Raw genomic sequence first — 25,574 nt, forward strand, 5'->3', positions numbered from 1 at the left:
AAATCATGTACAATACAGCTTTGCAGGCGTATTCGTTATAAAAATAACGACAGCGCCCGCAGGGCTGTATTCATCGTAGGCCCCACCGGGAACGCGAAACCGCGGTCTTAAAACTGAATAGAGCCGATCATACTGTCTGGGCGGGGCACTTCCCGTCCAACACTGACTGCCACGGCAGCAGTGATAAAAGGAGAACGACATGAAGAAGAACCTTTTGGGACTCCTTCTCTCCGTCGCTTTGGTGTGCGCCGTACTCAGCGGATGCGGAGACGGCAGCGCAGCGCAGACGTCGGAGGACCGAGTGGCCGCCAACGCCATTGTCGTTGGCATCGCGCAAGATCTTGACGATAGTCTTGACCCTCACAAAACCGTGAAGGCAGGAACCAGAGAAGTCATGTTCAATGTATTCGAGGGGCTGATGAAGCCCACTCCAAACGGAGATTTGACCCCTGCCGTTGCTGAGAGCTACACGGTTTCCGAGGACCACAGAACCTACACGTTTTCCCTGCGAGAAGGCGTGAAGTTCCATAATGGTGAACCGGTGACGGCAGAGGATGTAGTTTCTTCCATCCAGCGCTGCGCCGCCGCCACCGAGACAGGAATTGTTCAGGTGGAGGCGTTTTCTGTTATGGAGGACATTCGGGCAACCGACGAGCGAACCGTCTCCATCACGATTTCGGAGCCCAGCAACGAGTTCCTCTCCTACCTGACCACCGCCATCCTGCCCGCAGGCTACGACCAGCAGGACACCGCCCCCGTGGGCACCGGGCCCTTCCGCTTTGTCTCTCGCACCGCGCAGGATTCCATTGTGCTGGAGCGGTTTGACGACTATTGGGGAATGCCCGCTCAGCTCAAGCAGGTCACCTTTAAGATCATCGAGAACGCCGACAGTTTGATGATGAGTCTCCAAAGCGGCGCCATCGATCTGTGCGGCCACCTCACCAGCACCCAGACCGCCCAGCTGGGGGACGATTTTGACGTGGCGGAGGGCACCATGAATCTGGTGCAGGCGCTCTACCTCAACAATGCCGAGGCACCCTTCGACGATGTGCGGGTCCGGCAGGCGCTGAGCTACGCGGTGGACCGGCAGGCCATCATCGATCTGGCCTTTGACGGGTACGGCAGCCCCATCGGCTCCAGCATGTATCCCGCCTTCGGCAAATATTTTGACGAAAGCCTCACGGATTACTACGCCTGTGACGCGGAAAGGTCCAAAAGACTTTTGGCCGAGGCCGGGTATCCGGACGGCTTTGAGATGACCATTACCGTGCCCTCCAACTATAAGCCCCACATGGATACCGCCGAGGTGCTGGTCCAGCAGCTGGCCGCCGTGGGCGTCCGGGCCACCATAGCGCCCATCGAGTGGGAGAGCTGGGTGTCCGACGTGTATACGAACCGGCAGTTCCAGTCCACCGTGGTGGGCGTGGACGCGTCCAACATGACCGCCCGAGCGCTGCTGGAACGCTTTACCTCCACCTATGGAAAGAATTTCATCAACTACAACAACGCGGACTATGACCGTCTCTTCCGGGAGGTCCTTGCGACCTACGACGACGAAAAGCAGACCGCACTGTACAAGGAGATGGAGAAAAACCTGACGGAAAACGCCGCCAACGTCTATTTGCAGGACTTAGCGGACCTCGTAGCAGTGCGCAAGGGCCTCACCGGCGTGACCTTCTATCCCATTTACGTGCTGGACCTCTCCGGCATCCGTTACACGGCATAAAAAATGACAGGCGGGAAACACTTTTCCGCCCACCCGGAAGGGAGATGAGACCAATGAAGTACGCATGCAGGCGTGTTGCCATGCTGGCGGTTACTATGGTGATCGTCTCCCTTTTGGCGTTTGTGGCGTTTGACCTGATCTCCGGCGACCCTGCCACCGCCATGCTGGGCACGGAGGCTACCCCTGAAAAGGTGGCGGCGTTGCAAAAGGAGCTGGGGCTGGACCGCCCGCTTCTTGTGCGCTACGGGGCTTGGCTGCTGGGCTTTTTTACGGGAGATCTCGGCGTTTCTTACAGCTATCACCAGAGCGTGTGGGACCTCATCGCGCCCAAGGTGGCGGTGACGCTGTGCCTGAGCCTTTTGAGCTTTTTGCTGATCGCGGCGGTCTCCATTCCGCTGGGGCTGCGCTCCGCGGTGCGCAGCGGCGGCGTGCTGGATGGGGCAAGGACCGTTTTAAACCAGCTGTGCATGGCGGTCCCCCCGCTTTTTACCGGCATTTTGCTCTCGTGGCTCTTTAGCACCACCCTGCGCTGGTTTATCCACGGGCAGTTTCCCGCCCTGTCGGCGGATTTTTGGGGCGCGATGAAGTATCTGCTCTTCGCCGCCGTGGCCATCGCCATTCCCCGCATTGCCATGACGGTGCGGATGCTGCGAAGCACGGTCCGTCAGGAGCTGCAAAAGGATTATGTCCGCACCGCCATCTCCCGGGGCAACGACCGCAGCGCCGTGCTGCGGCGTCATGTGCTGAAAAACGCGCTGGTGCCGGTGGTGACGTTCTTGGCCCAGACCATGGCGGAGATCGTAGCGGGCAGCATTGTGGTGGAGCAGGTGTTTGCCATTCCGGGCCTCGGACGGATGCTGGTGGCCTCCATCTCCAGCCGGGACTATCCCACCGTGCAGGCCATTGTGGTGATTCTGGCCTTTTGGGTGGTGCTGGCGGGCGCGGTGGCGGACCTCGTCAATCAGCGGATCGACCCCCGTCTGCGGCTGGGAGGGCGGTCATGAAAAAAACACAGAAAAACGGCTATCTGCGGGTGGGTCTGCTGCTGACGGGCCTGATGGCCGCGCTCATTTTGCTGGGCATGGTGTGGACGCCCTACGATCCCCAGGCCATGTCCGTGGGTCCCAAGTTTGCTCCTCCGTCCCTGCGCTTTTTGATGGGGACCGACAACTTCGGGCGGGACATCTTTTCCCGGGTGCTGCAAGGGGCGGGCGCCACCTTTGTCATCGCCCTTTCCACCGTGGCGATCGGCGCGGTCTGCGGCACTGTGGTGGGCGCGCTGACGGGGTATTTTGGCGGCGCGGTGGACGAGACGCTGATGCGATTGAACGACGCCCTGACCGCCTTTCCCAGCATCCTGCTGGCGCTGGTGGTCATCTCCCTGTTGGGGCCGGGAAACAAGTACAATGTGATTTTGGCGCTGGGGCTGGTGTTCATCCCCAGCTTTGCCCGGGTGACCCGAACGGCCTTCGCGTCGCTGCGGGAGGTCAATTACGTAAAAAGCGCCCGGCTGATGGGGGCCTCCACGGCGCGCATCCTGCTGGTGCATATGCTGCCAAACACCCTGCACGTGCTGCTGCCCGCCCTGACCATCGGCTTTAACAACGCCGTGCTGGCGGAGGCTTCCATGAGCTTTCTCGACATTGGCGTCACGCCCCCGGACGCGTCCCTTGGCTATATGCTCTCGGAGGCGCAGAGCCTTTTTACCGCCGCGCCGTGGTATGCCGTGGGCACCGGGGGCGCCATCGTGCTGCTGGTGTTCAGCGTGGGCCTTTTGGGCGAGGGCTTGCAGCGCCGGGACAAGGGGGTGGTCTGATGCTGGAGATTCGCGATTTGCATGTGAAATTCCACAGTCGATCCCGGGAGGCCGTCTCCGGCGTGTCCCTCAGCATCCACGACGGGGAGATTCTGGGTCTCGTGGGAGAGTCCGGCTCCGGGAAGAGCGTCACGGCCATGTCCGTGGCGGGCCTGCTGCCCCGCCGGCAGTGCGATTTTAGCGGGCAGATCCTGCTGGACGGCACGGAGCTGCTCCACGCGGATCGGACGGTTTTGCGCCGAGTGCAGGGCAAGGAGATCGGCGTGGTGTTTCAAGAGCCCATGAGCTCCATGGACCCGCTGATGAAGGTGGGCGAACAGGTGGAGGAGGTCTTGCGCATCCACACCGGCCTTGACCGGCAGGCGCGGCGAGAGCAGGTGCTCTCGGCGCTGACGGCGGTGGAGCTGCCGGACCCGGCGGGTATCTGCGAACGATATCCCCATGAGCTTTCCGGCGGGATGCTCCAGCGGGCGATGATCGCGGCGGCCATTGTCATTCGGCCCCGGCTTTTGCTGCTGGACGAGCCTACCACGGCGCTGGACGTCACCATTCAAGCCCAGATTCTGGAGCTTCTCAAAAAGCTGAACCGGGAGTCCGGCATTTCCATGCTGTTCATCTCCCATAACCTGCATGTGGTGCGCAAGCTCTGCACCCGGGTGGCGGTGATGCAGCGGGGCGCTATGGTGGAGGAGGGGGAGACGAATCAGGTGTTTTTCCATCCCCAAAAACCCTATACCAAACAGCTCATTGCCGCCATTCCCACCCGGCGGCGGAAGGAGGAGACGCCATGAACGAGGAATTGGTCCTCTCTCTCCGCCATGTCACCAGCGGCTATCACGGCGGCGGGCTTCTCCGCCGCGGCCCCTATCAAGAGGTGCTGCACGACGTCTCCTTTGACGTGCGGCACGGGGAAATTTTGGGCCTTGTGGGAGAGTCCGGCACCGGAAAATCCACGCTGGCCCGGACGATTCTCGGCATGGTATCGCCGGATTGTGGCGAGGTGGTCCACTTTACCAAGCGGCCTCAGATGATTTTTCAGGACCCGTACAGCTCGCTGAACCCGGCCTACACCGTGGGGTGGATTCTGGAAGAACCGCTGCGGATTTACGGCAAGTATGGCGCTGCCGAGCGCGCGCGCCGGGTGGGTGACATGCTGGAGCGGGTGGGCCTTCCAGAGGAGTGTTTGCGGGCAAAGCCGGCGGAGCTTTCCGGCGGGCAGCGCCAGCGGGTGAGTATCGCGGCGGCCCTCATTCAGCGGCCCCGCTTTCTCATTGCGGATGAGCCGGTCAGCGCGCTGGACGTGACCATTCAATCCCAGATTCTGGCGCTTTTGAAGGCGCTGCGCCAGGAACTGGACCTGAGCTACCTCTTCATCTCCCACGATCTCAACGTGATCTATCAGCTCTGCGACCGGGTGCTGGTGATGAAATCCGGCCGGATTGTGGAGCGGGGCACGGTGGAGGAAATTTTTGAACATCCCAAAGAGCCCTATACCAGGCAGCTGCTCTCTGCGGCGGAGTAGAATCATGAAGGCATTTTTGAAAAGACACGGAAAACTGCATCTTTGGCTGGCGGCGGACGTTTTTCTGCTGGCTGCCTATCTCCTTTTCCGGCAAAACCGGGGGTGGATGAACGCGCTGGCAAGCGGCGTGACGGGCCCGCTGCGCCGCGCGCTGGGGCGGCTGTGCTACCGGACGGAGGTCTCCGTGATGGAGATTCTCTGCGTGGCGCTGGTGGTGGTAAGCGTCGGATACCTTCTCTGGAGCGTCATTGCCGTTGCGCGGGCAAAGGGAGCGCGGCGGGAGCGGGCGTACAGCGCGGCGCTTTGCGGTCTCTGCGCCGGACTTTCCATTTATGCGGGCTTTTGCCTTTTGTGGGGCGTCAATTACTGGACGGACAGCTTTCAGGACAGGTCCGGCATCCGTGCCGAGGCAGTCACAAAAGAAGAGCTGGCGCGGGTGGCAGAACTGTTTGCCCGGCGGCTCACCGCGGCGGCGGGAGAGGTTCCCCGGGATGAGGACGGCCTTTTTGCCGTCTCCCGCGCTGAGATTCTGGAAAAGAGCCCAACGGTATACGACGCGCTGGAAGGGCAGTTCCCCTTTTTGCGCTTCGAGGATACCGGCGTGAAGGCCATGCGGTTTTCACGGCTTATGAGCGCCATTGATTTCACCGGCTTTTACTGCCCCTATACCGGAGAGGCCAACGTGAATGTGGACTCTCCCGCCTGTCTTCTCCCCTCCACGGCGGCCCATGAGATGGCGCATCAGCGGGGCATTGCCTCGGAGCAGGAGTGCAATTTTTTGGCGGTGCTCGCCTCCACCACCTCCGGCGAAGCGGCCTACGCCTATGCCGGGTGGCTGATGGGCTACATCCATCTGGGCAACGCCCTGTATCTCGCGGACCCGGACGCCTACTGGGCCATTCGCGGCGCGCTGCCAGAAGGGGTGGAAGCGGACCTGCGGGACAACACCGCCTATTGGGACCAGTTTCGCGATAGGGCGGCACAGAAGGTTTCCAACAAGGTCTACGACGGGCTGCTCAAATCCTACGGCGACGAAAACGGCATCCGCTCCTACGGAACCGTTGTGGATTTGCTGGTGGCGTATTACAAATAAAAAAGAACGGTTCGGCGTGATGCCGAACCGTTCTTTTTTCGTTTACCAGGGGTGTTCCCGCCAGGACTGTTCCGGCGTCATGCCAAAATAATCGTAACTGATGGTGCGCCCGCTGTCGCCCCACGTGGTGTCGATGTGGCACTGCGTCCCGTCCAGCGTGGCCACGGTCCAGATGTGCCCTTCGTTGGAAAGGGCGGTGCACTTGATGCCCTCCAGCTTCAAAAGCAGGTTGTACGCGCCGGTATAGCCGTCGCACACGGCGGTTCCGTCGGCGAAGAGACTGTATGGAATGTGGCTGAGGGAGGTATTGGTGGCGCTGTAATCGTAGACACAGTTGTTGCAGATCCAGGTGTAGTACACCCGGGCCATCTCCGTTTGCGTCATGTCTGCGGTAAGCTGCCCGGTGCTCCAAAGCTCATCGTGGACGGCGGCAGCAAACTCCATGGTGGCGGTGCGGTATTCCTCTGTGCGGCCGCCGGTCCCGGCCGCCGAAAAGCTCAGCCGAAGATCGCCGCTGGAGAGATAGGTGCAGGAGACGGTGTTGTAGCCTTGCTCGCAGTAGCTCTTCACAATCGACAGCGCCTCCTCCATTTTGGACCGGGCGCTGACGGAGGTGACGGATGCATAGTGCAAAGACAGCGTGGAATCCCCGCTGGAGAGCATATAGCGGACGCTCTCGTCCATTTCCGCGCTTGTGGAGGGGGCGGAGACCAGCGTACCGGGGGTCACGAGACTGGAAAGCGTGGTTCCCGCAGCGGAGGAATAGGTGGTGAGATTCCAGTCCGGCTTGACGCGCAGCGAGGGGTCCACCATGCGGGTCAGCATGGCTGCTGCGGCGCCCCGGGTAATGGGAGCGTCCGGCTGGAAGGAGCCGTAGGCGTCGCTTCCCAGAGAGATGCCGCAGCGATAAAGGAACAGAATATCCTGATAATAGGGGGTGTACTCCGTCACATCCGTGATAAAGCGGCGGGTGGCATACCCCTCCGTCACCACGGCGTCGTTCATCGGGAGAAGGACCTCGGATGGCAGGGTGCCCGAGAGCACGTGGGCCACCTGCGCGCGGGTGGCAAAAGCGGAAAACGGAGTGCCAAAGTCCGCGCCCACCACGCCCTCTTCCTGCAAATAGCGCAGGTAGGCGTCTGCCATCTCGCCGCCGCTTGTCCGATAAGGCTCCACGCCGTATTCCGGGTCGCCGGTGCGGTAAAGACTGCGGATGCGGCCGGCAAAAATGAGGATCTGGCCCAGCGTCACGGAATCGGTAAGACCGAAGGTCCCGTCGGCCTTTCCCACGGACAGGCCGTATTCGTACAGAGCCGCCACGTTATCGTAAAACGCGGAGGCGGTGGCGAGGTCGGAAAACTGCCCGGTGTAGGCTTTTTCCCGGACAAAGTTGGCTGTCGTGTTGGAAGCGGCAGCGGCGGGCGCCGTCAGCAGCAAAACTGCCGCGAGCAGCAGGGCGGAGAGTCGGAGCTTCATAGATACCTTCTTTCTTTGGAGCGGTGAGAAAACAAGGCGTCAGGACGGTATGTTCAGGTCCGCCGGGACCCGGTCTTCCACGTAGGGATTCAGGTGTTCGTTGACCAGCGTTAAAATCTCGTCCGCGTCCAGATGAATGTAAGGGGATTTCCACTCGCCGGGCAGTGTGGAAAAGGCGATGTTGTCGGAGCCGATGGAAATGGCCTGCCCGCCCAGCCATGCCAGATTGCCAAGGGTCAAATCGGTCTCCACGTACTTTTCGAAAATCTTGACAAAGGCGTCTACCCTGGCAAGATTGGAAACCTTCAGCGTCTGCCTGGCCACAGCCTTGAGGAAATTCTGCTGGGTCTGCATCCGCCCGATGTCCTGAGACGCGTACCCTTCCCGGAAGCGGACGACTTTGATGGCGTCCGCGCCGCTCAAATGCTGCATGCCCTTTGGAATGTGGATGTAGAGATCCTGATAGGGGTCCTCGTAATCCATGTCAATGGGGACCTCAAAATCCACGCCGCCGATGGCGTCCACTAGCGCCACAAAGCCCTTGAGGTTCACCAGCACCGTGTAGTCCACCGGAATGCCAAGCTGGCCTGCAATGACTTCGGAGAGCTTTTCCATGCCGCCGCTGTTGTAGGCGGCGTTGATCTTGTGGCTTTTTCCGTTCCACACCGCCTTGGTGTCCCGTGGAATACTGACGCCGTAGATGGAGTGGTTGGCGACGTCCACCGCCACCAGAATGTTGGTGTCGCTGCCGCCGTTTCCGTCGTCCACACCGGAGACAAGAATTGTATAAAAATCCGACTTTCGCTCCCGGTGGGACGATTGCTCTTCAGCCGTGTCCGCCGTTTGCCCTGTCTGCACGGCACCGGAGGAAACCTCCTGCGCGGGGGGGGTCCTCCTTTTGTTCGGGGGGGCGCAAAACAAAGCAGCGAAGCAGCGCATACAAAATGGCTGCCAGGAGAATCAGCAGTAAAATCAGGCGCAAGCGGCCCTTGCCGCGCCGCTTGCGGTGGTGGGAATTGGACATCAGAACAACGCTCCTCGGTAGCGCGGAGACCGCGCCGTGTGATCTCAAAGATTTACATAATGTATATTATACGGCGCGCTCTATAAAAAGACAAGCAGAAAGTCCCGCAATCTGCATCAGGCGCAAAAAAATAGCGGCTGTGCCGCTATTTTTTTAAGACGCAGGGGGCTTTATGTCTCGTGGGACGAAGCTTCGGCCTTTTGAGCCTCTGTCAGCTGCTCCAGCAGCGTTTTGATGTCCGCCAGCAGCTGGTTTTGATAGGACAGGGCACAGCGGATGTAGTAAAGGGTCGGGTCCGACACCCGGGGTGGTTCCGTGCCGGACACCGGATGGGGCCAGCGGTGGACGACGGGCTCCGTATTAGACTCCGCCGGGGCGGTTTGCCTGACAGGGACGGCTCGCGCCTGTCGATTTTGGCCGCAGGAACGATTTGCCATATACACTCCTCCGATATGAACAGTTTGACGAAAATAGGGCCGCTCTAGCTGCCGCGGTACTTTTTACGGGTGGCAATGCCGCCCCGGATATGCCGTTGGGCCTTGTTGACGTCCAGCACCTCCTTGACTTGCAGATACAGCGCCCGGTTGAATTGGGGCAGCCGTTCGGAGATGTCCTTGTGTACGGACAATACAAAAAGGAACGCTTTTGCGGGTCCGATAAAAATAAAACCCACCCCCTCCGCATATGGGAGAGGGTGGAGAATCAACGGAATCGCGGCGTCTTACGCCGTGTAATAGATCAGCAGGCTCAGCTTTGCCGTTTCCGTGCCGATGTTGCTATAACAGTGGGGAACGTCGGCGTTGAATTTCACGGAGTCCCCTTCCCCCAGCTCAAAGCGTTCGTCCGCCGCCCGAATTTCCACCGCGCCGCTGAACACCGTGATGTATTCTTCCGTCCCGGCCATATGGGGCTGCGCCTGGAAGATGCCGCCCTCCAAAATTTCGATGCGGTACCCCTCAAACATCCGGCCCTCCTGAAAGGGAAAGATCAGATAACTGAGAAACTTCCCCTCCCCCTCCACCATGGTGGGGGTCTGTTCGCTGTGGATCACGATGGAGCCGCCTTCCTTTTTATCCACCAGCGAGGAAAAGGAAACGCGATAGCCGTTTGCAATCTTCCAGAGGACCGAAATGGTGGGGTTCGCGTCCCCCTTTTCAATTTGCGCCAGCATACTGCGGGAAACACCCGTCAGTCTTGCGGCGGCGTCCAAAGTCAGGTGCTTTTGTTCGCGAGCGGCCTTAATGTTTTTTGCAACGGTATAGTTGATGTCCATTCCAACCTCCAGCTATTGACAACAGTTGCGGTTTGCGATATATTGGAAAAAAATACGATATAAAGGACTGACGGCGCAAACTGCCAGAAAAGGTGCTTTATAGAGTTTAACGTAGAATAGACCGTTTGTCAATTATTTGACGATAAATGACGGCAAAGAAATCAAAAAAGGGGGAGAAACGATGGCACTTGTTGACTTTACCGTAAAAGAGCAGATTGGCTATCTCACCATCAACCGACCCGAAGCGATGAACGCGCTGAGTGACGAGGTGCTGACGCAGTTTCACGAAGTGCTGGACGGCATTGATCCGGATGAGGTGCGCTGCATCATTGTGACCGGCGCCGGGGACAAGGCGTTTGCGGCCGGTGCGGACATTTCCCAGATGGCCTCCGCCACGCAGGCGCAGGGTGCGGCATATGCACGTCGCGGCAACGATCTGATGCTGCGGGTGGAGGCGTATCCCATTCCCACCATTGCCGCGGTGAATGGATTTGCCCTGGGCGGCGGGTGCGAGCTGGCGATGAGCTGCGACATTCGTCTGGCCTCGGAGCGGGCGGTTTTCGGCCAGCCGGAGGTGAAGCTGGGCATCACGCCGGGCTTTGGCGGGTCCCAGCGGATGGCCCGCCTGATCGGCATGGGCCGCGCCAAGGAGCTGATCTATACGGCCCGCAACGTCAAGGCGGAAGAGGCGCTTTCCATCGGGCTGGTGCAGGCGGTGTATCCCGCCGAAAGCCTGCTGGCCGAGGCGGAAAAGCTGGCCCGGCGGATTGCCGCCAACGCGCCCATTGCGGTGCGCCAGTCCAAAAAGGCCATGAACGCCGGCATCCAGACGGATATCGTCAGCGGCGTGGCAATCGAGGTATCCGCCTTTGGCGAATGCTTTGAAACGGCGGATCAGCGGGAGGGAATGGCCGCTTTCCTGGAAAAGCGGCCCCATAAGCCATTTATAAATCGCTGAGAAATCGGCGTTTATAGAAAGAAAAAATAATGGAACATAACAGGAGGAGTTCGCGTGAAAGTAGCAATTTTTGGCGCGGGTACCATGGGCAGCGGTATTGCGCAGGTCTTTGCGGAAAAAGGCCACACGGCACTGCTTTTTGCAAGCAACCCCGCTTCTGCCCAGAAGCACAAGGATAAACTGGCCGCTTCTCTGGAAAAACGGGTGCAAAAGGGCAAGCTGAGCATTGATGCAAAGCAGGCGGTTCTGGACAACATCCTCATCGAGGAGACCAGCGCCTGTGCGGACGCCGATTTGGTCATCGAGTGCATCAAGGAAGAAATGAGCGCCAAGAAGGCTCTGCTCTCGGAGCTGGACGCGCTGTGCAAGAGCGAGACGGTGTTTGCCACCAACACCTCCTCCCTCTCCGTCACGGAGATGGGGCTGGGGCTGAAGCACTCCGTCATCGGCATGCACTTTTTCAATCCCGTCCCCACCATGGCGCTGGTGGAGATCATTCGCGGCGCCAACACCACGCAGGAGACCTTCGAGTTTATCGAGAGACTGACCAAGACCATCGGCAAGGAGCCGGTGGAGGTTTCCGAGGCCCCCGGCTTTGTGGTCAACAAAATTCTGGTCCCCATGATCAACGAGGCCATCGGTCTGGTGGAAACCGGCGTGGCCTCCGTGGCGGATATCGACAAGGCCATGATGCTGGGCGCAAACCATCCCATGGGCCCTCTGGCTCTGGGCGACTTTGTGGGGCTGGACGTGTGCCTCGCCGTGATGGAGACGCTGCACCGGGAGACGGGCGATCCCAAGTATCGTCCCGCGCTGCTGCTGCGCAAGATGGTTCGCGGCGGTCTGCTGGGCCGTAAGACCGGCAAGGGCTTCTACGACTACTCCAAGTAAAATTTTTCAATACGGGCAGCTGAATGCCTGAAAATAACAGGAGGTTTTCCCCTATGGAGACAAAGGAAGTTGTGATCGTCAGTGCGTGCCGCACTGCCATCGGCAAGTTCATGGGCCAGTTCAAGGCCGTTTCCGCAAGAGAGCTTGCCATCACCGCCGGCAGCGAGGCAATCCGCCGCGCCGGCATCGATCCCAAGATCGTGGATTCCATGGTTATGGGCGAGGTTTACGCCGGTATGCAGGGCTCCCTGCCCGCCCGTCAGGTTTCCATGCGCGTGGGTCTGGACGAGTCCAGCAACGCCGTGACGGTGAACCAGAACTGCGCTTCCGGTATGCGCGCGCTGGAGATCGCCTGCAACGATATCCAGCTGGGCAAGAGCGAGATCGCGCTGGTGGTCGGCACGGAGAACATGACGCAGACCCCCTACCTGCTGGAAAAGGCCCGCATGGGCTATCGCATGGGCGACAGCAAGCTCATTGACTCCCTGCTGCACGACGCGCTGTACGACGATCTCAGCGGCGGACACATGGGCGTGACCGCCGACAACGTGGCAAAGCGCTACAACATCACCCGGGAAGAGTGCGACGCGCTGGCCGCCCAAAGCCATCAGCGCGCCTGCGCCGCCATCGACGGGGGCAAGTTCAAGGAAGAGATCGTCCCCGTGACCATCAAGAGCAAAAAGGGCGACCAGATCGTGGATACCGACGAGCATCCCATTCGCGGCTGCACGGCGGAATCCATCGGCAAGATGAAGCCCGCCTTCACCCCGGACGGCGTGACCACTGCCGCCAACGCCTCCGGCATCAACGACGCCGCCGCTGCCGTGGTGGTGATGTCCGCCGACAAGGCCAAGGAGCTTGGCATCCGGCCCATGGCGAAAATGCTTCATATTTGCAGCGAGGGCGTGGACCCCAACTACATGGGCATCGGCCCCGCCGTGGCGATCCCCAAGTGCCTGCGCGCCGCCGGACTCTCCTTTGACGATGTGAATTACTGGGAGATCAACGAGGCGTTCGCCGCCCAGTTCCTCGGCGTGGAGCGCAAGCTGAAGGAGGACTGCGGCGTGGAGCTGGACATGAGCCGCATCAATGTCAACGGCTCCGGTATTTCTCTGGGCCACCCCATCGGCTGCACCGCGCTGCGCATCATCGTCTCCATGCTCTATGAGATGCAGCGCAAGGACTACAAGGTCGGCTGCGCCTCCTTGTGCGTGGGCGGCGGTCCCGCCATGGCGTCCCTTTGGACCCGCGACGTGTAAAAAACAGACTCCCTTTTACCCGCGCGCAGAGGAGGACCTCCCTCTTTTGCAGCGCACCCTCTCAAAAAACGCTGCCATGGAGAAATCCATGGCAGCGTTTTTCTTATTGGGCCAACAGGAAGCGCGTCACGCTCTCCATGGCGGCAGCGGCCTTTTTAGTGGGGAACATCTGAAATACGTGCCACATGTCCTCACTGACCTCCAGCCGGGCGGAAACGCCCGCGCGGCAGAGCTTTTCGTAAAGCGCCTCTGCGTCGGAGTAGAGAATTTCGTGGTCCCCCACCTGAATGAGCACGGGCGGAAAGCCCGCAAAGTCCCCAAAGAGCGGAGAAAGCGACGGAAGATGCAGGTCGGCGGCACCTGCGTAGGCGCAGCGCACCGCTTCGATATATTCCGGCGTCAGCATGGGGTCCAGCGTTGCCCGCTCCGCATAGGACGCCCCGCTCATGGTCATGTCGGTCCAGGGGGACATCAAAACCAGCGCGCCGGGCAGCCGCCGCGCCGCGGAGCGCAGCCGGTGACAGAGCACCAGCGCCAGGTTGCCGCCTGCGGAGTCCCCCGCCAGCACCACGTTTTCCGCGCCGTAGCCCAACAGCATCAGGTAGTCCCACGCCTGCACGGCGTCCTGCACGGCGGCGGGATAGGGGTGCTCCGGCGCCAGACGGTATTCAAAGCTGAGCACGTCGTAGCCGGTGGCGTTGGCCAGCTTGGAGGCGAGGACCCGGGAATAGCCCAGATTTCCGCTGGTATAGCCGCCGCCGTGGCAGTAGAGGACCACGTGGCGGTTCCCGTGGGGAGTTTTTAACCGCATCCACGCCGCCGCCATGTCGCCAAGGCGGAATTCCTCCCACGCCATGCCCGACATCGGCGCGGTCAGCCGCCCTAAAATCTCCTGATTGCGCCGCTGGCGCTCCAGCTCCTCCGGCGTGAGAGCCTCCGGCGTGCTGGCGCTGTGCAGCGCTTTGAGCGCCCGCATCATCGGCGCAAGGCGCTTTTGCTCCGCCTCCTGCCGGGCAGCGCCCCCTTTGCCGCTTTTAAAAAGCCCTTCCATGCCGCGTCCCTCCTGTCGTTTGGTGTTTGCCATGCGCTCATACGGCCCTGTGCCGTCTCTAAAACACGGCCTTAAATTCAGACACCCACCCACGGCGTGGGCGGATGCACGTAAAATAACCGCTTTGCGGGTATTCTATCATAAATATTTCCGGAAAGGAAGTCCTTCGCTCTTCCTTGCGCATGAGAGCGCGCCGTGATACAATACCGGTATTAAAATTGCTCGCGGCCTGCGGGAGGCAGTTATGGAAAAAAAGCGCTGGTACAAACTGGACAACGCGGGAGTCCTTTATTCCGCCTTGCAGCGGGAGGAATATTCCGCCACATACCGCTTCTCTGCCCTGCTGCGCGACATGGTGGACCCGGCTGCGCTGCAGCGGGCCATCGACGCGGTGATGCCCCGCTTTCCCGGCTTTGCCATGCGGATTCGCCGGGGCGTGTTCTGGAACTATCTGGAGCCGAATCCCAGCCCCGGCCCCTTTTTGAAAGAGGATGTCTCCGATCCCTGCCAGCCCTTTCGCTTTCACGAGGACGACCGCTGGCTGGTCCGCTTCTATTATTACCGTACCCGCATTTCCGTGGAGGTATTCCACGCGCTGTCCGACGGGGCCGGCACGCTGGTGTTTTTCCGCACGCTGCTGGCGGAGTATCTGCGCCAAAAGGGCTGGGAGATCCCGCCGGGAGACGGCGTGCTGGACCTGGGGGAGGCACCCCGGGCGGAGGAGCTGGAGGACGCGTACGCCCGGTATGCCGGGTCCCACGCAAGAAAGCTGAAGCTGCTGCCCAAGGCGTTTTTAAATCTTGGCACCGCGGAGCCGTTTTATACCTTCCACGTGACCATGGGGTTTGTCCCCCTTGGGGCGCTGAAGGAAAAGGCGCGGGGATACGGCGTTTCCGCCACGGAATATCTGGCGGCCGTGCTGATCTGGGTTTTGCTGGAGCGCCAGCGGCAGGCCCACCCCTACCGACAGCGTCCGGTGGCGCTGGCGGTGCCCATCAACCTGCGGGCCTACTTCCCCTCCGAGACGCTGCGCAATTTCATCACCACGGTCCGCCCGTCCATCGACCCCACGCTGGGGGAGTATTCCTTTGAGGAGATCGTGGGGCAGGTCCACCACTATATGAAGCTGCACGTGAACCGTCAGGAGATGCAGTCGGCCTTCACCGCCAACGTGCGCTTTACCACCACGGCGGCGCTGAAGATCATCCCGGCCTTTTTGAAAACTCCGGTCATGGCCGCCAACTACCGGCTCCACGGTGTGCTGCCCTACTCCTGCACCTATACGAATCCCGGCCTTTTCACGGTGCCGGAGGCCATGCGCCCCCATATCCGGGGGATGGAGGTCATTTTGGGGCAGGCCACGGTCCCCCGGTGCCACTGCGCGTCCATCGGCTATGGCGACACCATGGAGATCACCTTTGCCGGCACACAGGCGGAGAGCGACACGGAGCGGGACTTTTTTCGCTTTCTCGTTCGCGCGGGCATTCCCGTCCGGGTGGAGAGCAACCGCTGAAAGGAGGGGCTGTATATGCCCTATTGCGTCAACTGCGGCGTAGAACTGAATCCGGGGAGTAAAAGCTGCCCCCTTTGCAAAACCCCTGCCTGGCAGCCGGAGGCCATTGACCCGCCCTACTTCCCCACCAAGCCCGCGGAGGTGGCGCTGGTTTCCAAACGGATGCTGGCGCTGATCGTCACGTGTATGCTGGTTTCCGTGGGGGCCAGCTGCGGCCTTGTCAACTTGATTTTGCCCACGGAGCGGCCGTGGTCGCTGTACGTCATCGGCGCGGTGGTCATGCTTTGGATTTGGCTGGTGCTGCCCATGCTGCTGCGCCGGATGCCCACGTTTTTGCGCCTGACGCTGGATGTGGCCGCCATCGGCATCTACGTTTACCTGATTTCCCTCGATCTCAACGGCACACACTGGTTCCGCGCTCTGGCACTGCCCCTTTTGGGCGTTTGCTGCGCGGTGGTGTTTTTGCTAAGCTTCTTGCTGCGGGGCAACCGGCGCTCCCGGCTCTCCGCCATTTCCCTCACCATCGGCGCGGCGGGCCTGATGGCGCTGGGCACGGAATTTTTTACGGACCGCTATCTGCACGGCGCGTGGGACCCCGGCTGGTCCCTTGCCACGGTGGTGATCTGCGTGGCGCTGATCATCCCCCTGCGCATCATCCGGCACGTGCCGTCTCTACGCAATGAGGTCCGCCGCCGCTTCAGCCTGTAAACAGTGCACGCCGCGTGAAGAAAGGACTTTTGAACAGTCCGACATCCCGCCTGATCTCCTTTGAGATCGGGCGGGATGCTTTTTTAAAGGGGTTTCCGCCGCTTCGCGGTTTGGAAAATGGACGGCGGGTCAAGGGCAAAGGTAGACGTCCACAGCGCCGTCTTTGTCCACCTCAATTTTTTCCACCAGCTGGCGCAGCTGCGCGTTGTTGAACCTTTCCACGCTGACAAGCGCGGGCAGACGCTGCGCAAGGCCCTTTGCAATGCGCTGCGCGGCGGCAAGGTCCGGCGGGGCGGAGGGCAGTTTGGAAAGCGCCGATTCCAGCCGGGAAAGCTCCGCCCTGCCCCGGCCGAGGGCCTGCTCCAGCTCCTCCCGGGTGATGAGATCGTCGGCATAGAGCGCGGTGTATTTGCCCCGCTGCGTTTCAAGCTTTTTCATCTGGGCTTGCAGGCTTTTGCGGTGTGCGTCGGCTGTTTGCCGGTCCCGAAAAAGCTGCCTGAGCGCCCCGCGCAGAAGGCTTTCCAGGCGGCGATGGCCTTGCAAAAGCGTGAGAAAGTACCGGTCCAGCGCCTCTGCAAGGGCCTGCTCGTCCACGGCGGCGGCGTTGGGACAGCTGTCGGCTCCCTGCCCGTTGTGCCGGCTGCAAACCCAGCGGACGTATGTGTTGCGGTAGGTGCGGCTGACTCGGCGGAAGGACCAGCCGCAGTCCTTACAGCGGATCAGGGTGGAAAATAAGTACCGATTGCTCTCGCGCCTGTGCTCTTGGTGAAACGCCCGGCTCCGGTCGGCCATCAGCGCGCGGGCCCGGTCAAAGAGCGCGTCCGGCAGGATGCGCAGCTCCGGCGCGCTGACCACCAGCCAGGTTTCCTCGTCCCGGTCGGCCCGGGCGCTGGTGAGAAAATCCGCGATCTCCTGCTTGCCGTTGATGACTTTTCCGGTGTAGAGGGGATTTGCGAGAATGCGGCACACGGCGCTTTGGTTCCAGCAGCAGCCCCGCTTGGTCCGCACCCCCTGCCCGTTTAAAAGCGCGGCAATTTTGCCGCCGCCATAGCCATCCTCCACATACCACTGGTAGATTTGGCGCACCACGGCGGATTCCGCGGCGTTGATGGAAAGGTGGAACAGGTCTCCGGGAATCTTGTCGTACCCATAGACCAGATTGGGGACCTTCCCCTTTTCCGCGTTGACCCGCTTGCCGAACTTTACCCGCTTGGACATGTTGGCGGATTCCTCCTGCGCCAGCGCACCGAACACCGTGAGGATGAACTCACTCTCCCCCATGGAGGTCATGTTGGCGGTGAGGAAAACGGTCTCGATGCCCAGCGCCTTGAGCCGCCGCACGCTTTGCAGCAGGTCCACCGTGTTGCGGGCGAGGCGGGAGATGTCCTTCACCACCACCAGCTCAAAAAGACCCTGCTCCGCGTCGGCCATCATCTGCTGAAATTCCCTGCGGCGCTTGACCTTCGTGCCGGAAAGCCCTTCGTCGGCATAGAGCCGGGTCAGGGTGTGGCGGTTTTTTTGCGCGTACTCCACAAAGAAGCGCTTTTGGGTATCCAGCGAGTTGAGCTGATCGGCCTTGTCTGTGGAGACGCGGCAGTAAGCGGCAATCTTTATGGCGAAACGCCTCCTTTCCGAATGAATGGGTCACGGGACCTTGCCTGTGCGCCCCGTGGGTGCGTCCACGGCGGCGGAAGCGGGCGCGGACAGGGCGGCAAGAAGCTCCGGCGGCGCGGACTGCACCAGCAGGCTTAGCAGGCGTTCGAGAGAGGGCTCCTGATTTTCCGGCGGGTGAAAACGAACGGTCATGGCCTGTCCGGCTCCTTTCTGCTTAGAAAATCCTGCGGGGAGGGCGGAGCGGTGGGAGAAGGCAAACGGGGGCCGACGCAGATACCGTTCCTGTTTGTAGCGTCTTTGTGTACGGTTGATTTGCTGATGCCGAATTTTTGCGCGGCGGCGCGGACCGTGGTCCGGTTCTCTATGATGTAAAGAGCCAGGCGCTCGGCCCGCTCTTCCATGTTTTCTTTCAACACACAACACTCCCCGCCTCTTGTTGCTCCATCCTATGCAAACCGCGGCGGGGATATGAGCGGAGATGGCGGTTTCCTTGCGCAAAGCAAACGGATTGCTCCGGGGCGCGGCGGAGGGCCTCTTTTTATAATATAGGAACTGCGGCGCAGAAAATGATGGAGGTTTTCCAAAAACGTGCTATGATAAAATTGTGAGATCAAAAAACTGTGGGCATCGCAGACGAGGAAAGGAAGCGTATTACATGAATGAAACCGAAAAAGTCCTGCGCAGCCGGCGCAGCATCCGTCAATACAGACCGGAGCAGCTGGACGAGGCCGTGTTGAACGCCATTTTGGAAGCGGGCACCTGGGCGCCCAGCGGCATGGGCCTTCAGTCCGCTGTGATGGTGGCCGTGCAGGACCGTGAAACCCTTCAAACCATGGCCCGCCTGAACGCGGAGATCATGGGAAAGCCGGACGCGGACCCCTTTTACGGCGCACCCACCGTTGTGGTGGTTTTGGCGGACAGCGACAAGCCCAACTGGATGAAGGACGGCACGCTGGTCATGGGAAATCTGATGACCGCCGCCGCGTCCCTCGGCGTTGGCTCCTGCTGGGTCAACCGGGCGACGGAGCTGTTCGACCGGCCGGAGGGCAAGGCCCTTTTGGAAAAATGGGGGCTGCCCCAGACGCTGCGGGGCGTTGGAAACTGCATCCTCGGCTATGCCGACGGGCTAGTCCCCCTGCCAAAACCCCGGAAGTCGGGCTATATTGTTCGTGTGTAAGCGGAGGAGAAAGCAGTGAAGGATTCCATTCGGCAGGTGACCCACGTAGAAAATATCCGCTATGACAAGGCGGCGGAAGCCCTCTATATCATCGACCAGACCCTTTTGCCGGGAGAGGAACGGGAGATCCGTCTCGCAACGCTCCCGGAAATGGTGGAGGCCATCCGCAAGCTGCGCATCCGGGGCGCTCCGGCCATCGGCATCTGCGCGGCGTACTGTATGTATGTGCTGGCGCGGTCCATTGAGACTCGGGACATGGCGGAATTCCTGTCCGGGCTGCACGAATATGGGGAGAGGCTGGGCGCTTCCCGCCCCACGGCGGTGAATCTGGGCTGGGCCATCGGGGAGATGCTGCAAACCGCTCGGGCCTGCCCGGCGGCGGCGCGGGACGCGCTTTTGGAAAGCCTCTACCGCCGGGCGGTGGAAATTCACGAGGACGACATTGCCAAATGCACCGCCATTTCGGAGTATGGATTGAGCCTTTTAAAAGCGGGCGACGGCGTGCTGACCCACTGCAACGCGGGACCGCTGGCCACCTCCCGGTACGGCACCGGGCAGGGTCCCCTTCTGCTGGCGGCGGAACGGGGCATCGCCATCCGCGTGTTTGCGGACGAGACCCGCCCGCTGCTGCAAGGCGCCCGCCTCACCAGCTATGAGCTGCAGCGCGCCGGGGTGGACGTCACCCTGATTTGCGACAACATGGCCTCTATGGTGATGAAAAACGGATGGGTGCAGGCGTGCTTTGTCGGCTGCGACCGGGTGGCCGCCAACGGCGATGTCGCCAACAAGATTGGGACCTCCGGCGTGGCGATTCTGGCAAAGCACTACGGAATTCCCTTTTACGTGCTGGGCCCCACCTCCACCATTGACATGCGCTGCCCCGACGGGGACCATATCCCCATCGAGCTGCGCGAGGGCGGGGAAATCCGGGAGCTGTGGTACGAAAAGCCCATGGCGCTGCCGGACGTCAAGTGCTACAACCCCGCCTTTGACGTCACGGACCACAGCCTGATCGCCGGGATCGTCACCGAAAAAGGCATCTGCCGCCCGCCCTATGCGAAGAGTCTGGCGGCGCTTTTCGACAACGAAAAGTAATATTTACAATAAAAATAACAGGGAGGAATCGAAATGGCAGTCAAAGAATCCCCCTCCGCCTGCATTGCGGCGGAGCAGGAGCACATTGCAAAGGTGGTCCTGATGCCCGGCGATCCCCTGCGGGCGAAGTTTGTTGCCGAGCACTATCTGGAAAATCCCGTCTGCTTCAACACGGTGCGCAACATGCTGGGGTATACCGGCACGTATCAGGGCAAACAGATTTCCGTCATGGGCCACGGAATGGGCGTGCCCTCTATCGGGCTGTATACCTACGAGCTGTATCAGTTCTACGGGGTGGAGTCCATTTTGCGCATCGGGTCCGCCGGCGGCGTGGGCGAGGGCGTTCATGTTCGGGATGTGGTCATCGCCATGGGCGCTTCCACCAACTCCCGCTTCGCGGACCAGTACCGCTTCCCCGGCCAGCTGTGCGCCACCGCCTCGTGGCCCCTCCTCAAGGACGCGGTGGACGCGGCGGAAAAGCTGGGCGTCCGGGCGGACGTGGGGCAGGTATTTACGGCGGACCAGTTTTACAACGACAACCCCGAAGCCGGGGAGATGTACCGAAAGTTTGGGATTCTGGCGTTGGAGATGGAGACGGCGGGCCTTTACTGGACGGCCCAGCGTCTGGGCAAGAAGGCCCTGTCCATTCTGACAATTTCAGACCATATTTTTACGGGGGAATCCCTTTCCTCCAAGGAACGGCAGGATTCCTTCCACGAGATGATGGAGATTGCGCTGGAGACGGCGTGGAAATCCGTGGAGGCGTGAGAGATGGCGCTTTTCGGAAAACGGGAAGTTGTCTTTGAGACCGCGGGAGATCGGGAGCGGTGGAAGCGGGCCCGCGGGCTTTTGCAAACGGCGGGCATCGAGATCATGGAATCCGGGTCCCGGGAGGGGGAAATGCCCCTTTGCAGCTGCGGCGCGAAAATCGACCGCCGGAATTACGGACCCGGCGGCTGGATCGACCGGCGGGTGTACTACATTGCGGTCCGTCCGGAGGACGTGAAGGCCGCCGCGCAGGCGCTGCGGGAGGTCTGAGCAAAAAAATGGGGCGATGGTGACATTATCACGGAGAATCCGACTGCACGTGCTAGAATGGTGACATAATAAAAGAAAAAAGCGAAAAGAAATCGCTTTGCAGGAGGAATTCAACATGATTGATACCATTACAAAAGAGAACTTTGAACAGGTGGTTGAAAAGGCCGAAAGACCCGTTTTGCTGGAGCTGTGGGCGCCTTGGTGCGTGTATTGCCGCCGCCTTGCCCCGGCGCTGGACCGGGTCAGCGAAAAACGGAGCGATTCCCTGTCCGTGGGGAAAATCAACATCGACGAGGAGCCGGACCTTGCCCGCAAGCTGGACGCGGAGGTCATCCCCACGCTGTATGTCTATCAAAACGGCAGCCACGGGGAAAAGCTGGTGGCCCCGGCCTCTCAGGCGCAGCTGGAAGCGTGGATCGAAGAGCAGCTTGGAAAGTGAGGACGGTCCGATGAGACTTGAAAATAAAGTGTCCATCATCACGGGCGCTTCCCGTGGAATCGGCTTTTCCGTTGCCAGAGCGTTTTTGGCGGAGGGCGCGAAGCTCGCCCTTTGCGGAAGCCGTCAGGAGTCGGCGGAAGGGGCCGCCGCGCAGCTGAGGGCGGAATTTCCGGACCGGGAAATCCTGCCCATCGGCGCGGACGTCTCCGACACGGAGGCAGTGGGAAGGATGGTGGAAACCGTCCTGCATCGGTGGGGCCGGATCGACGTTCTGGTCAACAACGCCGGGGTGACTGCCGCAAAATCCATCTTTGAGATGGAGGACGAGGACTTTGACTCTGTTATCCGCATTAACTTGGTGGGCCCCTTCCGGTGCATCCGGGCGGTGGCGGGCGTCATGAAGGCGCAGGGCGGCGGAAGCATCGTGAATACCAGCTCCATGGTGGGCACCTACGGCGGCAGGATGCAGACGGCCTATTCCGCCTCCAAATTCGGCATCAACGGCTTGACGAAATCCTGCGCCAAGGAGCTGGGGGCTTACGGCATCCGCGTGAACGCGGTGGCCCCCGGCGTTGTGGCGACGGACATGATGAAGGCTTCCGTCAATGAGCAGATGCTGGAGGGACTCAACCGTGCAACGCCGCTGGGGCGGGGCGCGGAACCATCTGAGCTTGCCGGGGCGTATGTGTATCTTGCGTCTGACGAGGCCAGCTTTACCACCGGCGCCATCCTTCCGGTGGACGGCGGCATTGTGCTGTGAGGTCGCGTATGGAAAAGAAGTACGACGTGCTCATCATCGGGGGCGGCCCGGGGGGCTACTCCGCCGCCCTCTACTGCGCAAGAGCGGGCCTTTCCACCCTGGTGCTGGAGATGCTCAGCGCGGGCGGACAGATGGCAACCACCCCGCAGGTGGACAACTACCCGGGCTTTGACGACGGGATTGACGGGTTTGAGCTGGGGGAAAAGATGCTCGCGGGAGCGGAACGCTTCGGCGCGGAAACCCGCTTTGCGGAGGTCACCAAGCTGGAATGGAAGGGCGCGGAAAAAATCGCCCACACCTCCGACGGCGACTTTTCCGCCAGAACCGTCATTCTGGCCATGGGAGCCGGTCCCAAAAAGCTGGGCCTTGCCGAAGAGGAGCTTTTGACCGGCCGAGGCGTTGCCTACTGCGCCGCCTGCGACGGGATGCAGTACAAGGGCAAAACGGTGGCCGTGGCGGGGGGCGGAAACTCCGCCGTGGCGGACGCCCTCACCCTTTCCAAGCTGTGCAAAAAGGTGTATCTTGTGCATCGGCGGGATATGCTGCGGGCGGACAAGGTCTATCTGGATGCCATCAGCGCCGCGGGCAACATCGAAATTGTCTGGAATGCGCGGATCGATGCGTTTTTACACCACGAAAAATTTGAGGGACTCTCCATCACGGACACGGTGACAAAAAAGACGTATTCCCTGGCCTGCGACGGCGTTTTTGTGGCGGTGGGCCGCACGCCCAACACTTGGCTGGTGCGCGGCGCGCTGGAAATGGACGAGCAGGGCTACATTGCCGCCGATGAGACCACCTGCACCAGCGTTGGGGGCGTGTTCGCCGTGGGAGACATCCGCGCCAAGCCCCTGCGCCAGATCGTCACGGCGGTGGCGGACGGCGCGGTGGCGTCCAAATTTGTGCAGGAGTATCTTCTCAAGGGCGTTTGAATTGCCTTCCCCTGGGGCTGCGGTCCAAATGCCGCCGCCGCAGGACTCCTTTGGGCAACATTTACAAATTCTTCATAACTTTTCCGCAATTACCCCCTTTACAAATCCGGGGGAGTGTACTATGATAGCAGCGTTAGCACTCGAAAGAACTGAGTGCTAACGCTGATTTTGCTTTTTCAAATTTTTTATATGTACAAGGAGGAATCCCCATGAAACTCACTCCGCTTGCAGACCGTGTCATTTTGAAAATGGTGGAAGCCGAGGAAACCACCAAGGGCGGCATCATCCTCACCGGCTCCGCCAAGGAAAAGCCGTCTGTTGCTGAAGTCATCTCCGTGGGCCCCGGCGGCAATGTGGACGGCAAGGACGTCGTCATGACCGTGAAGCCCGGCGATAAGGTGATCACCAGCCAGTATGCCGGCACCAAGGTTTCTCTGGAGGACGAGGATTACGTCGTCGTTCGGCAAAACGACATTCTGGCCATCGTCGACTAAACGGGTCCGGACTGTATCTCACAAAAACACATCTTCTATTGGAGGTAATTTACCATGTCTAAATTGATTAAACGCGACGAGGATGCCCGTAAGGCCCTGAAGGCCGGTATCGACACCCTGGCCGATACCGTAAAGGTCACTCTGGGGCCCAAGGGCCGCAACGTCGTTCTGGACAAGAAGTACGGCGCACCCCTCATCACCAACGACGGCGTGACCATCGCCAAGGAAATCGAGCTGGATGATCCCTTTGAGAACATGGGCGCCCAGCTGGTGAAGGAAGTCGCCACCAAGACCAACGACGTGGCCGGCGACGGCACCACCACCGCAACGCTGCTGGCACAGGCCATGATCACCGAGGGCCTGCGCAATCTGGCCGCCGGCGCCAATCCCATTGTGGTGCGCAAGGGCATGGCCAAGGCCGTTGCCGCGGCTGTGGCCGAGGTCAAGAAGCAGGCCAAGACTGTGGACGGCAGCAAGGATATCGCCCGCGTGGGCGCTGTGTCCTCCGGCGACGAGAACATCGGCGCGCTGATTGCCGACGCCATGGAGAAGGTCTCCGCCGACGGCGTGATTACCATTGAGGAGTCCAAGACCGCTGAAACTTACAGCGAGGTGGTCGAGGGCATGCAGTTCGACCGCGGCTATATTACGCCCTATATGGTGACCGACACCGAGAAGATGGAAGCCAGCATGGACGATGCCTATATCCTCATCACCGACAAGAAAATCTCCGTCATCGCCGACATTCTGCCGGTGCTGGAGCAGCTGGTGCAGGCCGGCAAGAAGCTGCTGATCATTGCCGAGGATGTGGAGGGCGAGGCCCTGAGCACCCTGATCGTCAACCGTCTGCGGGGCACGCTGAACGTGGTTTGCGTCAAGGCCCCGGGCTTTGGCGATCGCCGCAAGGAGATGCTGCAGGATATCGCCACGTTGACCGGCGGTACCGTCATCAGCGAAGAGGTGGGTCTGGAGCTCAAGAGCGCCACCATCGACATGCTGGGCCGGGCGCGCCAGGTGAAGGTCACCAAGGAGAACACCATCATCGTCGACGGCGCCGGCGATGCCCAAACCATTAAGGACCGGATCGCCCAGATCCGTTCTCAGATTGCCAACACCACCAGCGATTACGACAAGGAAAAGCTGCAAGAGCGCCTTGCCAAGCTGTCCGGCGGCGTGGCGGTCATCAAGGTGGGCGCTGCCACCGAGATGGAGATGAAGGAAAAGAAGCTTCGCATCGAGGACGCCCTGAACGCCACCCGCGCGGCTGTGGAAGAGGGCGTGGTCGCCGGCGGCGGCACCATCTTCGTCAACATCATTCCCGCCGTGCAGGCGCTGCTGGATACCGTGAGCGGCGATGAAAAGACGGGCATTCAGATCGTCGCCAAGGCGCTGGAGGCTCCCATCCGCCAAATTGCCGCCAATGCCGGACTGGACGGCTCCGTGATTCTGGAGAAGGTCCGCGACGCCGGCAAGAACGGCTACGGCTTCGACGCTTATAAGGAAGAGTACTGCGACATGGTCGCCGCAGGGATCATCGATCCTGCCAAGGTGACGCGTTCCGCGCTGGAAAACGCCGCGTCCGTGTCCTCCATGGTCCTGACCACGGAGTCCCTTGTGGCGGATAAGCCTGAGCCTGCCGCCCCCGCCCCCGCTGCCCCCGACATGGGCGGCATGTACTAAGATAGCGGGAAAGCGCACCGAAATCCCTGCGTCAT

At 60.7% G+C, this 25,574-nt stretch carries 27 protein-coding genes and 2 pseudogenes; 20 read left to right on the top strand and 9 right to left on the bottom strand.

Annotated features, from left to right (window positions below):
• The first annotated feature begins 199 nt into the window (after nt 1-199).
• From PHI30_RS00495 to PHI30_RS00520, 6 genes are read left to right on the top strand one after another with little or no spacing between them, the layout of a single operon-like run.
• Complete coding sequence (locus PHI30_RS00495) at nt 200-1,726, top strand: ABC transporter substrate-binding protein (protein ID WP_300022406.1); 1,527 nt, start codon at nt 200-202, stop codon at nt 1,724-1,726.
• 53 nt (nt 1,727-1,779) lie between these two features.
• Nucleotides 1,780-2,730 (top strand): ABC transporter permease, encoded by a 951-nt coding sequence (locus PHI30_RS00500; protein WP_300022409.1) that lies wholly within the window; start codon nt 1,780-1,782, stop codon nt 2,728-2,730.
• A complete protein-coding gene (locus PHI30_RS00505; protein ID WP_300022412.1) occupies nt 2,727-3,542 on the top strand; it encodes an ABC transporter permease in 816 nt (271 codons plus the stop codon). Before PHI30_RS00500 ends, PHI30_RS00505 begins: the two co-directional genes overlap by 4 nt.
• On the top strand, nt 3,542-4,333 hold the full coding sequence (locus PHI30_RS00510) for an ABC transporter ATP-binding protein (RefSeq protein ID WP_300022415.1): 792 nt from the start codon (nt 3,542-3,544) through the stop codon (nt 4,331-4,333). Before PHI30_RS00505 ends, PHI30_RS00510 begins: the two co-directional genes overlap by 1 nt.
• Nucleotides 4,330-5,064: an ABC transporter ATP-binding protein gene (locus tag PHI30_RS00515; RefSeq protein WP_300022418.1), complete on the top strand. Its 735-nt coding sequence runs from the start codon at nt 4,330-4,332 to the stop codon at nt 5,062-5,064. The genes PHI30_RS00510 and PHI30_RS00515 overlap by 4 nt, the downstream gene beginning before the upstream one ends.
• Nucleotides 5,065-5,068: 4 nt before the next feature.
• A complete protein-coding gene (locus PHI30_RS00520) occupies nt 5,069-6,157 on the top strand; it encodes a DUF3810 domain-containing protein (protein WP_300022421.1) in 1,089 nt (362 codons plus the stop codon).
• Between the two features lie 42 nt (nt 6,158-6,199).
• On the opposite strand, the gene PHI30_RS00525 is transcribed toward PHI30_RS00520, so the two are convergent.
• The 5 genes and pseudogenes from PHI30_RS00525 to PHI30_RS00545 form a co-directional block, all read right to left on the bottom strand.
• Nucleotides 6,200-7,633: an S-layer homology domain-containing protein gene (locus PHI30_RS00525; protein ID WP_300022424.1), complete on the bottom strand. Its 1,434-nt coding sequence runs from the start codon at nt 7,631-7,633 to the stop codon at nt 6,200-6,202.
• A 39-nt stretch (nt 7,634-7,672) separates the two neighbouring features.
• Complete coding sequence (locus PHI30_RS00530) at nt 7,673-8,491, bottom strand: LCP family protein (RefSeq protein WP_300022427.1); 819 nt, start codon at nt 8,489-8,491, stop codon at nt 7,673-7,675.
• 336 nt (nt 8,492-8,827) lie between these two features.
• Nucleotides 8,828-9,094 carry a hypothetical protein gene (locus PHI30_RS00535; RefSeq protein WP_300022430.1) on the bottom strand — a complete coding sequence of 89 codons (267 nt, stop codon included), beginning with the start codon at nt 9,092-9,094 and terminating at the stop codon, nt 8,828-8,830.
• 44 nt (nt 9,095-9,138) lie between these two features.
• Nucleotides 9,139-9,282 (bottom strand): annotated as a pseudogene (locus PHI30_RS00540) (sporulation transcriptional regulator SpoIIID); the annotation flags it as partial.
• Between the two features lie 96 nt (nt 9,283-9,378).
• Complete coding sequence (locus tag PHI30_RS00545) at nt 9,379-9,930, bottom strand: XRE family transcriptional regulator (RefSeq protein ID WP_300022433.1); 552 nt, start codon at nt 9,928-9,930, stop codon at nt 9,379-9,381.
• Between the two features lie 181 nt (nt 9,931-10,111).
• On the opposite strand from PHI30_RS00545, the gene PHI30_RS00550 reads away from it, so the two are divergent.
• From PHI30_RS00550 to PHI30_RS00560, 3 genes are read left to right on the top strand one after another with little or no spacing between them, the layout of a single operon-like run.
• Nucleotides 10,112-10,888, top strand: coding sequence for an enoyl-CoA hydratase-related protein (locus tag PHI30_RS00550; protein WP_300022436.1), 777 nt, complete (start codon nt 10,112-10,114; stop codon nt 10,886-10,888).
• 54 nt (nt 10,889-10,942) lie between these two features.
• Nucleotides 10,943-11,779, top strand: coding sequence for a 3-hydroxyacyl-CoA dehydrogenase NAD-binding domain-containing protein (locus PHI30_RS00555; RefSeq protein WP_300022439.1), 837 nt, complete (start codon nt 10,943-10,945; stop codon nt 11,777-11,779).
• A gap of 53 nt (nt 11,780-11,832) precedes the next feature.
• A complete protein-coding gene (locus PHI30_RS00560) occupies nt 11,833-13,038 on the top strand; it encodes a thiolase family protein (protein WP_300022442.1) in 1,206 nt (401 codons plus the stop codon).
• Nucleotides 13,039-13,141: 103 nt separating this feature from the next.
• Here PHI30_RS00560 and PHI30_RS00565 read toward each other — a convergent pair whose 3' ends face one another.
• Nucleotides 13,142-14,089 (bottom strand): alpha/beta hydrolase, encoded by a 948-nt coding sequence (locus PHI30_RS00565; RefSeq protein ID WP_300022445.1) that lies wholly within the window; start codon nt 14,087-14,089, stop codon nt 13,142-13,144.
• A gap of 244 nt (nt 14,090-14,333) precedes the next feature.
• Between PHI30_RS00565 and PHI30_RS00570 the strand changes: the two genes are divergently transcribed.
• Nucleotides 14,334-15,602 carry a hypothetical protein gene (locus PHI30_RS00570; protein WP_300022448.1) on the top strand — a complete coding sequence of 423 codons (1,269 nt, stop codon included), beginning with the start codon at nt 14,334-14,336 and terminating at the stop codon, nt 15,600-15,602.
• A gap of 15 nt (nt 15,603-15,617) precedes the next feature.
• Complete coding sequence (locus PHI30_RS00575; protein ID WP_300022451.1) at nt 15,618-16,310, top strand: DUF6320 domain-containing protein; 693 nt, start codon at nt 15,618-15,620, stop codon at nt 16,308-16,310.
• 129 nt (nt 16,311-16,439) lie between these two features.
• Here the strand turns inward: PHI30_RS00575 and PHI30_RS00580 are convergent, their stop codons facing one another.
• The 3 genes and pseudogenes from PHI30_RS00580 to PHI30_RS00590 all read right to left on the bottom strand — a co-directional run.
• Nucleotides 16,440-17,951: a recombinase family protein gene (locus PHI30_RS00580; RefSeq protein WP_367186313.1), complete on the bottom strand. Its 1,512-nt coding sequence runs from the start codon at nt 17,949-17,951 to the stop codon at nt 16,440-16,442.
• Between the two features lie 3 nt (nt 17,952-17,954).
• Nucleotides 17,955-18,116, bottom strand: a complete 162-nt coding sequence (locus tag PHI30_RS00585) for a hypothetical protein (RefSeq protein WP_300022453.1) — start codon at nt 18,114-18,116, stop codon at nt 17,955-17,957.
• Nucleotides 18,117-18,205: 89 nt separating this feature from the next.
• Nucleotides 18,206-18,337: pseudogene (locus tag PHI30_RS00590) on the bottom strand (sporulation transcriptional regulator SpoIIID); the annotation flags it as partial.
• A 242-nt stretch (nt 18,338-18,579) separates the two neighbouring features.
• Between PHI30_RS00590 and PHI30_RS00595 the strand changes: the two are divergent.
• From PHI30_RS00595 to groL, 9 genes are all read left to right on the top strand, one after another.
• Nucleotides 18,580-19,101, top strand: coding sequence for a nitroreductase (locus PHI30_RS00595; protein WP_300022456.1), 522 nt, complete (start codon nt 18,580-18,582; stop codon nt 19,099-19,101).
• A gap of 15 nt (nt 19,102-19,116) precedes the next feature.
• Nucleotides 19,117-20,196 (top strand): S-methyl-5-thioribose-1-phosphate isomerase, encoded by a 1,080-nt coding sequence (mtnA, locus tag PHI30_RS00600; RefSeq protein ID WP_300022459.1) that lies wholly within the window; start codon nt 19,117-19,119, stop codon nt 20,194-20,196.
• 33 nt (nt 20,197-20,229) lie between these two features.
• Complete coding sequence (gene deoD, locus PHI30_RS00605) at nt 20,230-20,964, top strand: purine-nucleoside phosphorylase (protein WP_300022461.1); 735 nt, start codon at nt 20,230-20,232, stop codon at nt 20,962-20,964.
• A 3-nt stretch (nt 20,965-20,967) separates the two neighbouring features.
• Entirely contained in the window at nt 20,968-21,234 is a 267-nt protein-coding gene (locus PHI30_RS00610; protein ID WP_300022464.1) for a hypothetical protein, read from the top strand.
• A 115-nt stretch (nt 21,235-21,349) separates the two neighbouring features.
• Nucleotides 21,350-21,673 (top strand): co-chaperone YbbN, encoded by a 324-nt coding sequence (locus PHI30_RS00615; RefSeq protein ID WP_300022467.1) that lies wholly within the window; start codon nt 21,350-21,352, stop codon nt 21,671-21,673.
• A 10-nt stretch (nt 21,674-21,683) separates the two neighbouring features.
• Entirely contained in the window at nt 21,684-22,433 is a 750-nt protein-coding gene (locus PHI30_RS00620) for an SDR family NAD(P)-dependent oxidoreductase (RefSeq protein ID WP_300022470.1), read from the top strand.
• 8 nt (nt 22,434-22,441) lie between these two features.
• The gene (gene trxB, locus PHI30_RS00625) at nt 22,442-23,365 is read left to right on the top strand and encodes a thioredoxin-disulfide reductase (RefSeq protein WP_300022473.1); all 924 of its coding nucleotides are present in this window, start codon (nt 22,442-22,444) and stop codon (nt 23,363-23,365) included.
• A 209-nt stretch (nt 23,366-23,574) separates the two neighbouring features.
• Nucleotides 23,575-23,859 carry a co-chaperone GroES gene (gene groES, locus PHI30_RS00630; protein WP_300022476.1) on the top strand — a complete coding sequence of 95 codons (285 nt, stop codon included), beginning with the start codon at nt 23,575-23,577 and terminating at the stop codon, nt 23,857-23,859.
• 54 nt (nt 23,860-23,913) lie between these two features.
• A complete protein-coding gene (gene groL, locus PHI30_RS00635) occupies nt 23,914-25,539 on the top strand; it encodes a chaperonin GroEL (protein ID WP_300022480.1) in 1,626 nt (541 codons plus the stop codon).
• Nucleotides 25,540-25,574 lie beyond the last annotated feature (35 nt).

Origin of the sequence: Oscillibacter sp. (assembly GCF_028693505.1) — a bacterium.
Classification (GTDB): Bacteria; Bacillota; Clostridia; order Oscillospirales; family Oscillospiraceae; genus Oscillibacter.

Bases quoted from the DNA above. Each gene is read 5' to 3' on its own strand.
- PHI30_RS00495 (WP_300022406.1), top strand. From the start codon at position 200: ATGAAGAAGAACCTTTTGGGACTCCTTCTCTCCGTCGCTTTGGTGTGC.
- PHI30_RS00500 (WP_300022409.1), top strand. From the start codon at position 1,780: ATGAAGTACGCATGCAGGCGTGTTGCCATGCTGGCGGTTACTATGGTG.
- PHI30_RS00505 (WP_300022412.1), top strand. From the start codon at position 2,727: ATGAAAAAAACACAGAAAAACGGCTATCTGCGGGTGGGTCTGCTGCTG.
- PHI30_RS00510 (WP_300022415.1), top strand. From the start codon at position 3,542: ATGCTGGAGATTCGCGATTTGCATGTGAAATTCCACAGTCGATCCCGG.
- PHI30_RS00515 (WP_300022418.1), top strand. From the start codon at position 4,330: ATGAACGAGGAATTGGTCCTCTCTCTCCGCCATGTCACCAGCGGCTAT.
- PHI30_RS00520 (WP_300022421.1), top strand. From the start codon at position 5,069: ATGAAGGCATTTTTGAAAAGACACGGAAAACTGCATCTTTGGCTGGCG.
- PHI30_RS00525 (WP_300022424.1), bottom strand. From the start codon at position 7,633: ATGAAGCTCCGACTCTCCGCCCTGCTGCTCGCGGCAGTTTTGCTGCTG.
- PHI30_RS00535 (WP_300022430.1), bottom strand. From the start codon at position 9,094: ATGGCAAATCGTTCCTGCGGCCAAAATCGACAGGCGCGAGCCGTCCCT.
- PHI30_RS00545 (WP_300022433.1), bottom strand. From the start codon at position 9,930: ATGGACATCAACTATACCGTTGCAAAAAACATTAAGGCCGCTCGCGAA.
- PHI30_RS00550 (WP_300022436.1), top strand. From the start codon at position 10,112: ATGGCACTTGTTGACTTTACCGTAAAAGAGCAGATTGGCTATCTCACC.
- PHI30_RS00560 (WP_300022442.1), top strand. From the start codon at position 11,833: ATGGAGACAAAGGAAGTTGTGATCGTCAGTGCGTGCCGCACTGCCATC.
- PHI30_RS00565 (WP_300022445.1), bottom strand. From the start codon at position 14,089: ATGGAAGGGCTTTTTAAAAGCGGCAAAGGGGGCGCTGCCCGGCAGGAG.
- PHI30_RS00570 (WP_300022448.1), top strand. From the start codon at position 14,334: ATGGAAAAAAAGCGCTGGTACAAACTGGACAACGCGGGAGTCCTTTAT.
- PHI30_RS00575 (WP_300022451.1), top strand. From the start codon at position 15,618: ATGCCCTATTGCGTCAACTGCGGCGTAGAACTGAATCCGGGGAGTAAA.
- PHI30_RS00585 (WP_300022453.1), bottom strand. From the start codon at position 18,116: ATGACCGTTCGTTTTCACCCGCCGGAAAATCAGGAGCCCTCTCTCGAA.
- PHI30_RS00595 (WP_300022456.1), top strand. From the start codon at position 18,580: ATGAATGAAACCGAAAAAGTCCTGCGCAGCCGGCGCAGCATCCGTCAA.
- deoD (WP_300022461.1), top strand. From the start codon at position 20,230: ATGGCAGTCAAAGAATCCCCCTCCGCCTGCATTGCGGCGGAGCAGGAG.
- PHI30_RS00610 (WP_300022464.1), top strand. From the start codon at position 20,968: ATGGCGCTTTTCGGAAAACGGGAAGTTGTCTTTGAGACCGCGGGAGAT.
- PHI30_RS00615 (WP_300022467.1), top strand. From the start codon at position 21,350: ATGATTGATACCATTACAAAAGAGAACTTTGAACAGGTGGTTGAAAAG.
- PHI30_RS00620 (WP_300022470.1), top strand. From the start codon at position 21,684: ATGAGACTTGAAAATAAAGTGTCCATCATCACGGGCGCTTCCCGTGGA.
- trxB (WP_300022473.1), top strand. From the start codon at position 22,442: ATGGAAAAGAAGTACGACGTGCTCATCATCGGGGGCGGCCCGGGGGGC.
- groES (WP_300022476.1), top strand. From the start codon at position 23,575: ATGAAACTCACTCCGCTTGCAGACCGTGTCATTTTGAAAATGGTGGAA.
- groL (WP_300022480.1), top strand. From the start codon at position 23,914: ATGTCTAAATTGATTAAACGCGACGAGGATGCCCGTAAGGCCCTGAAG.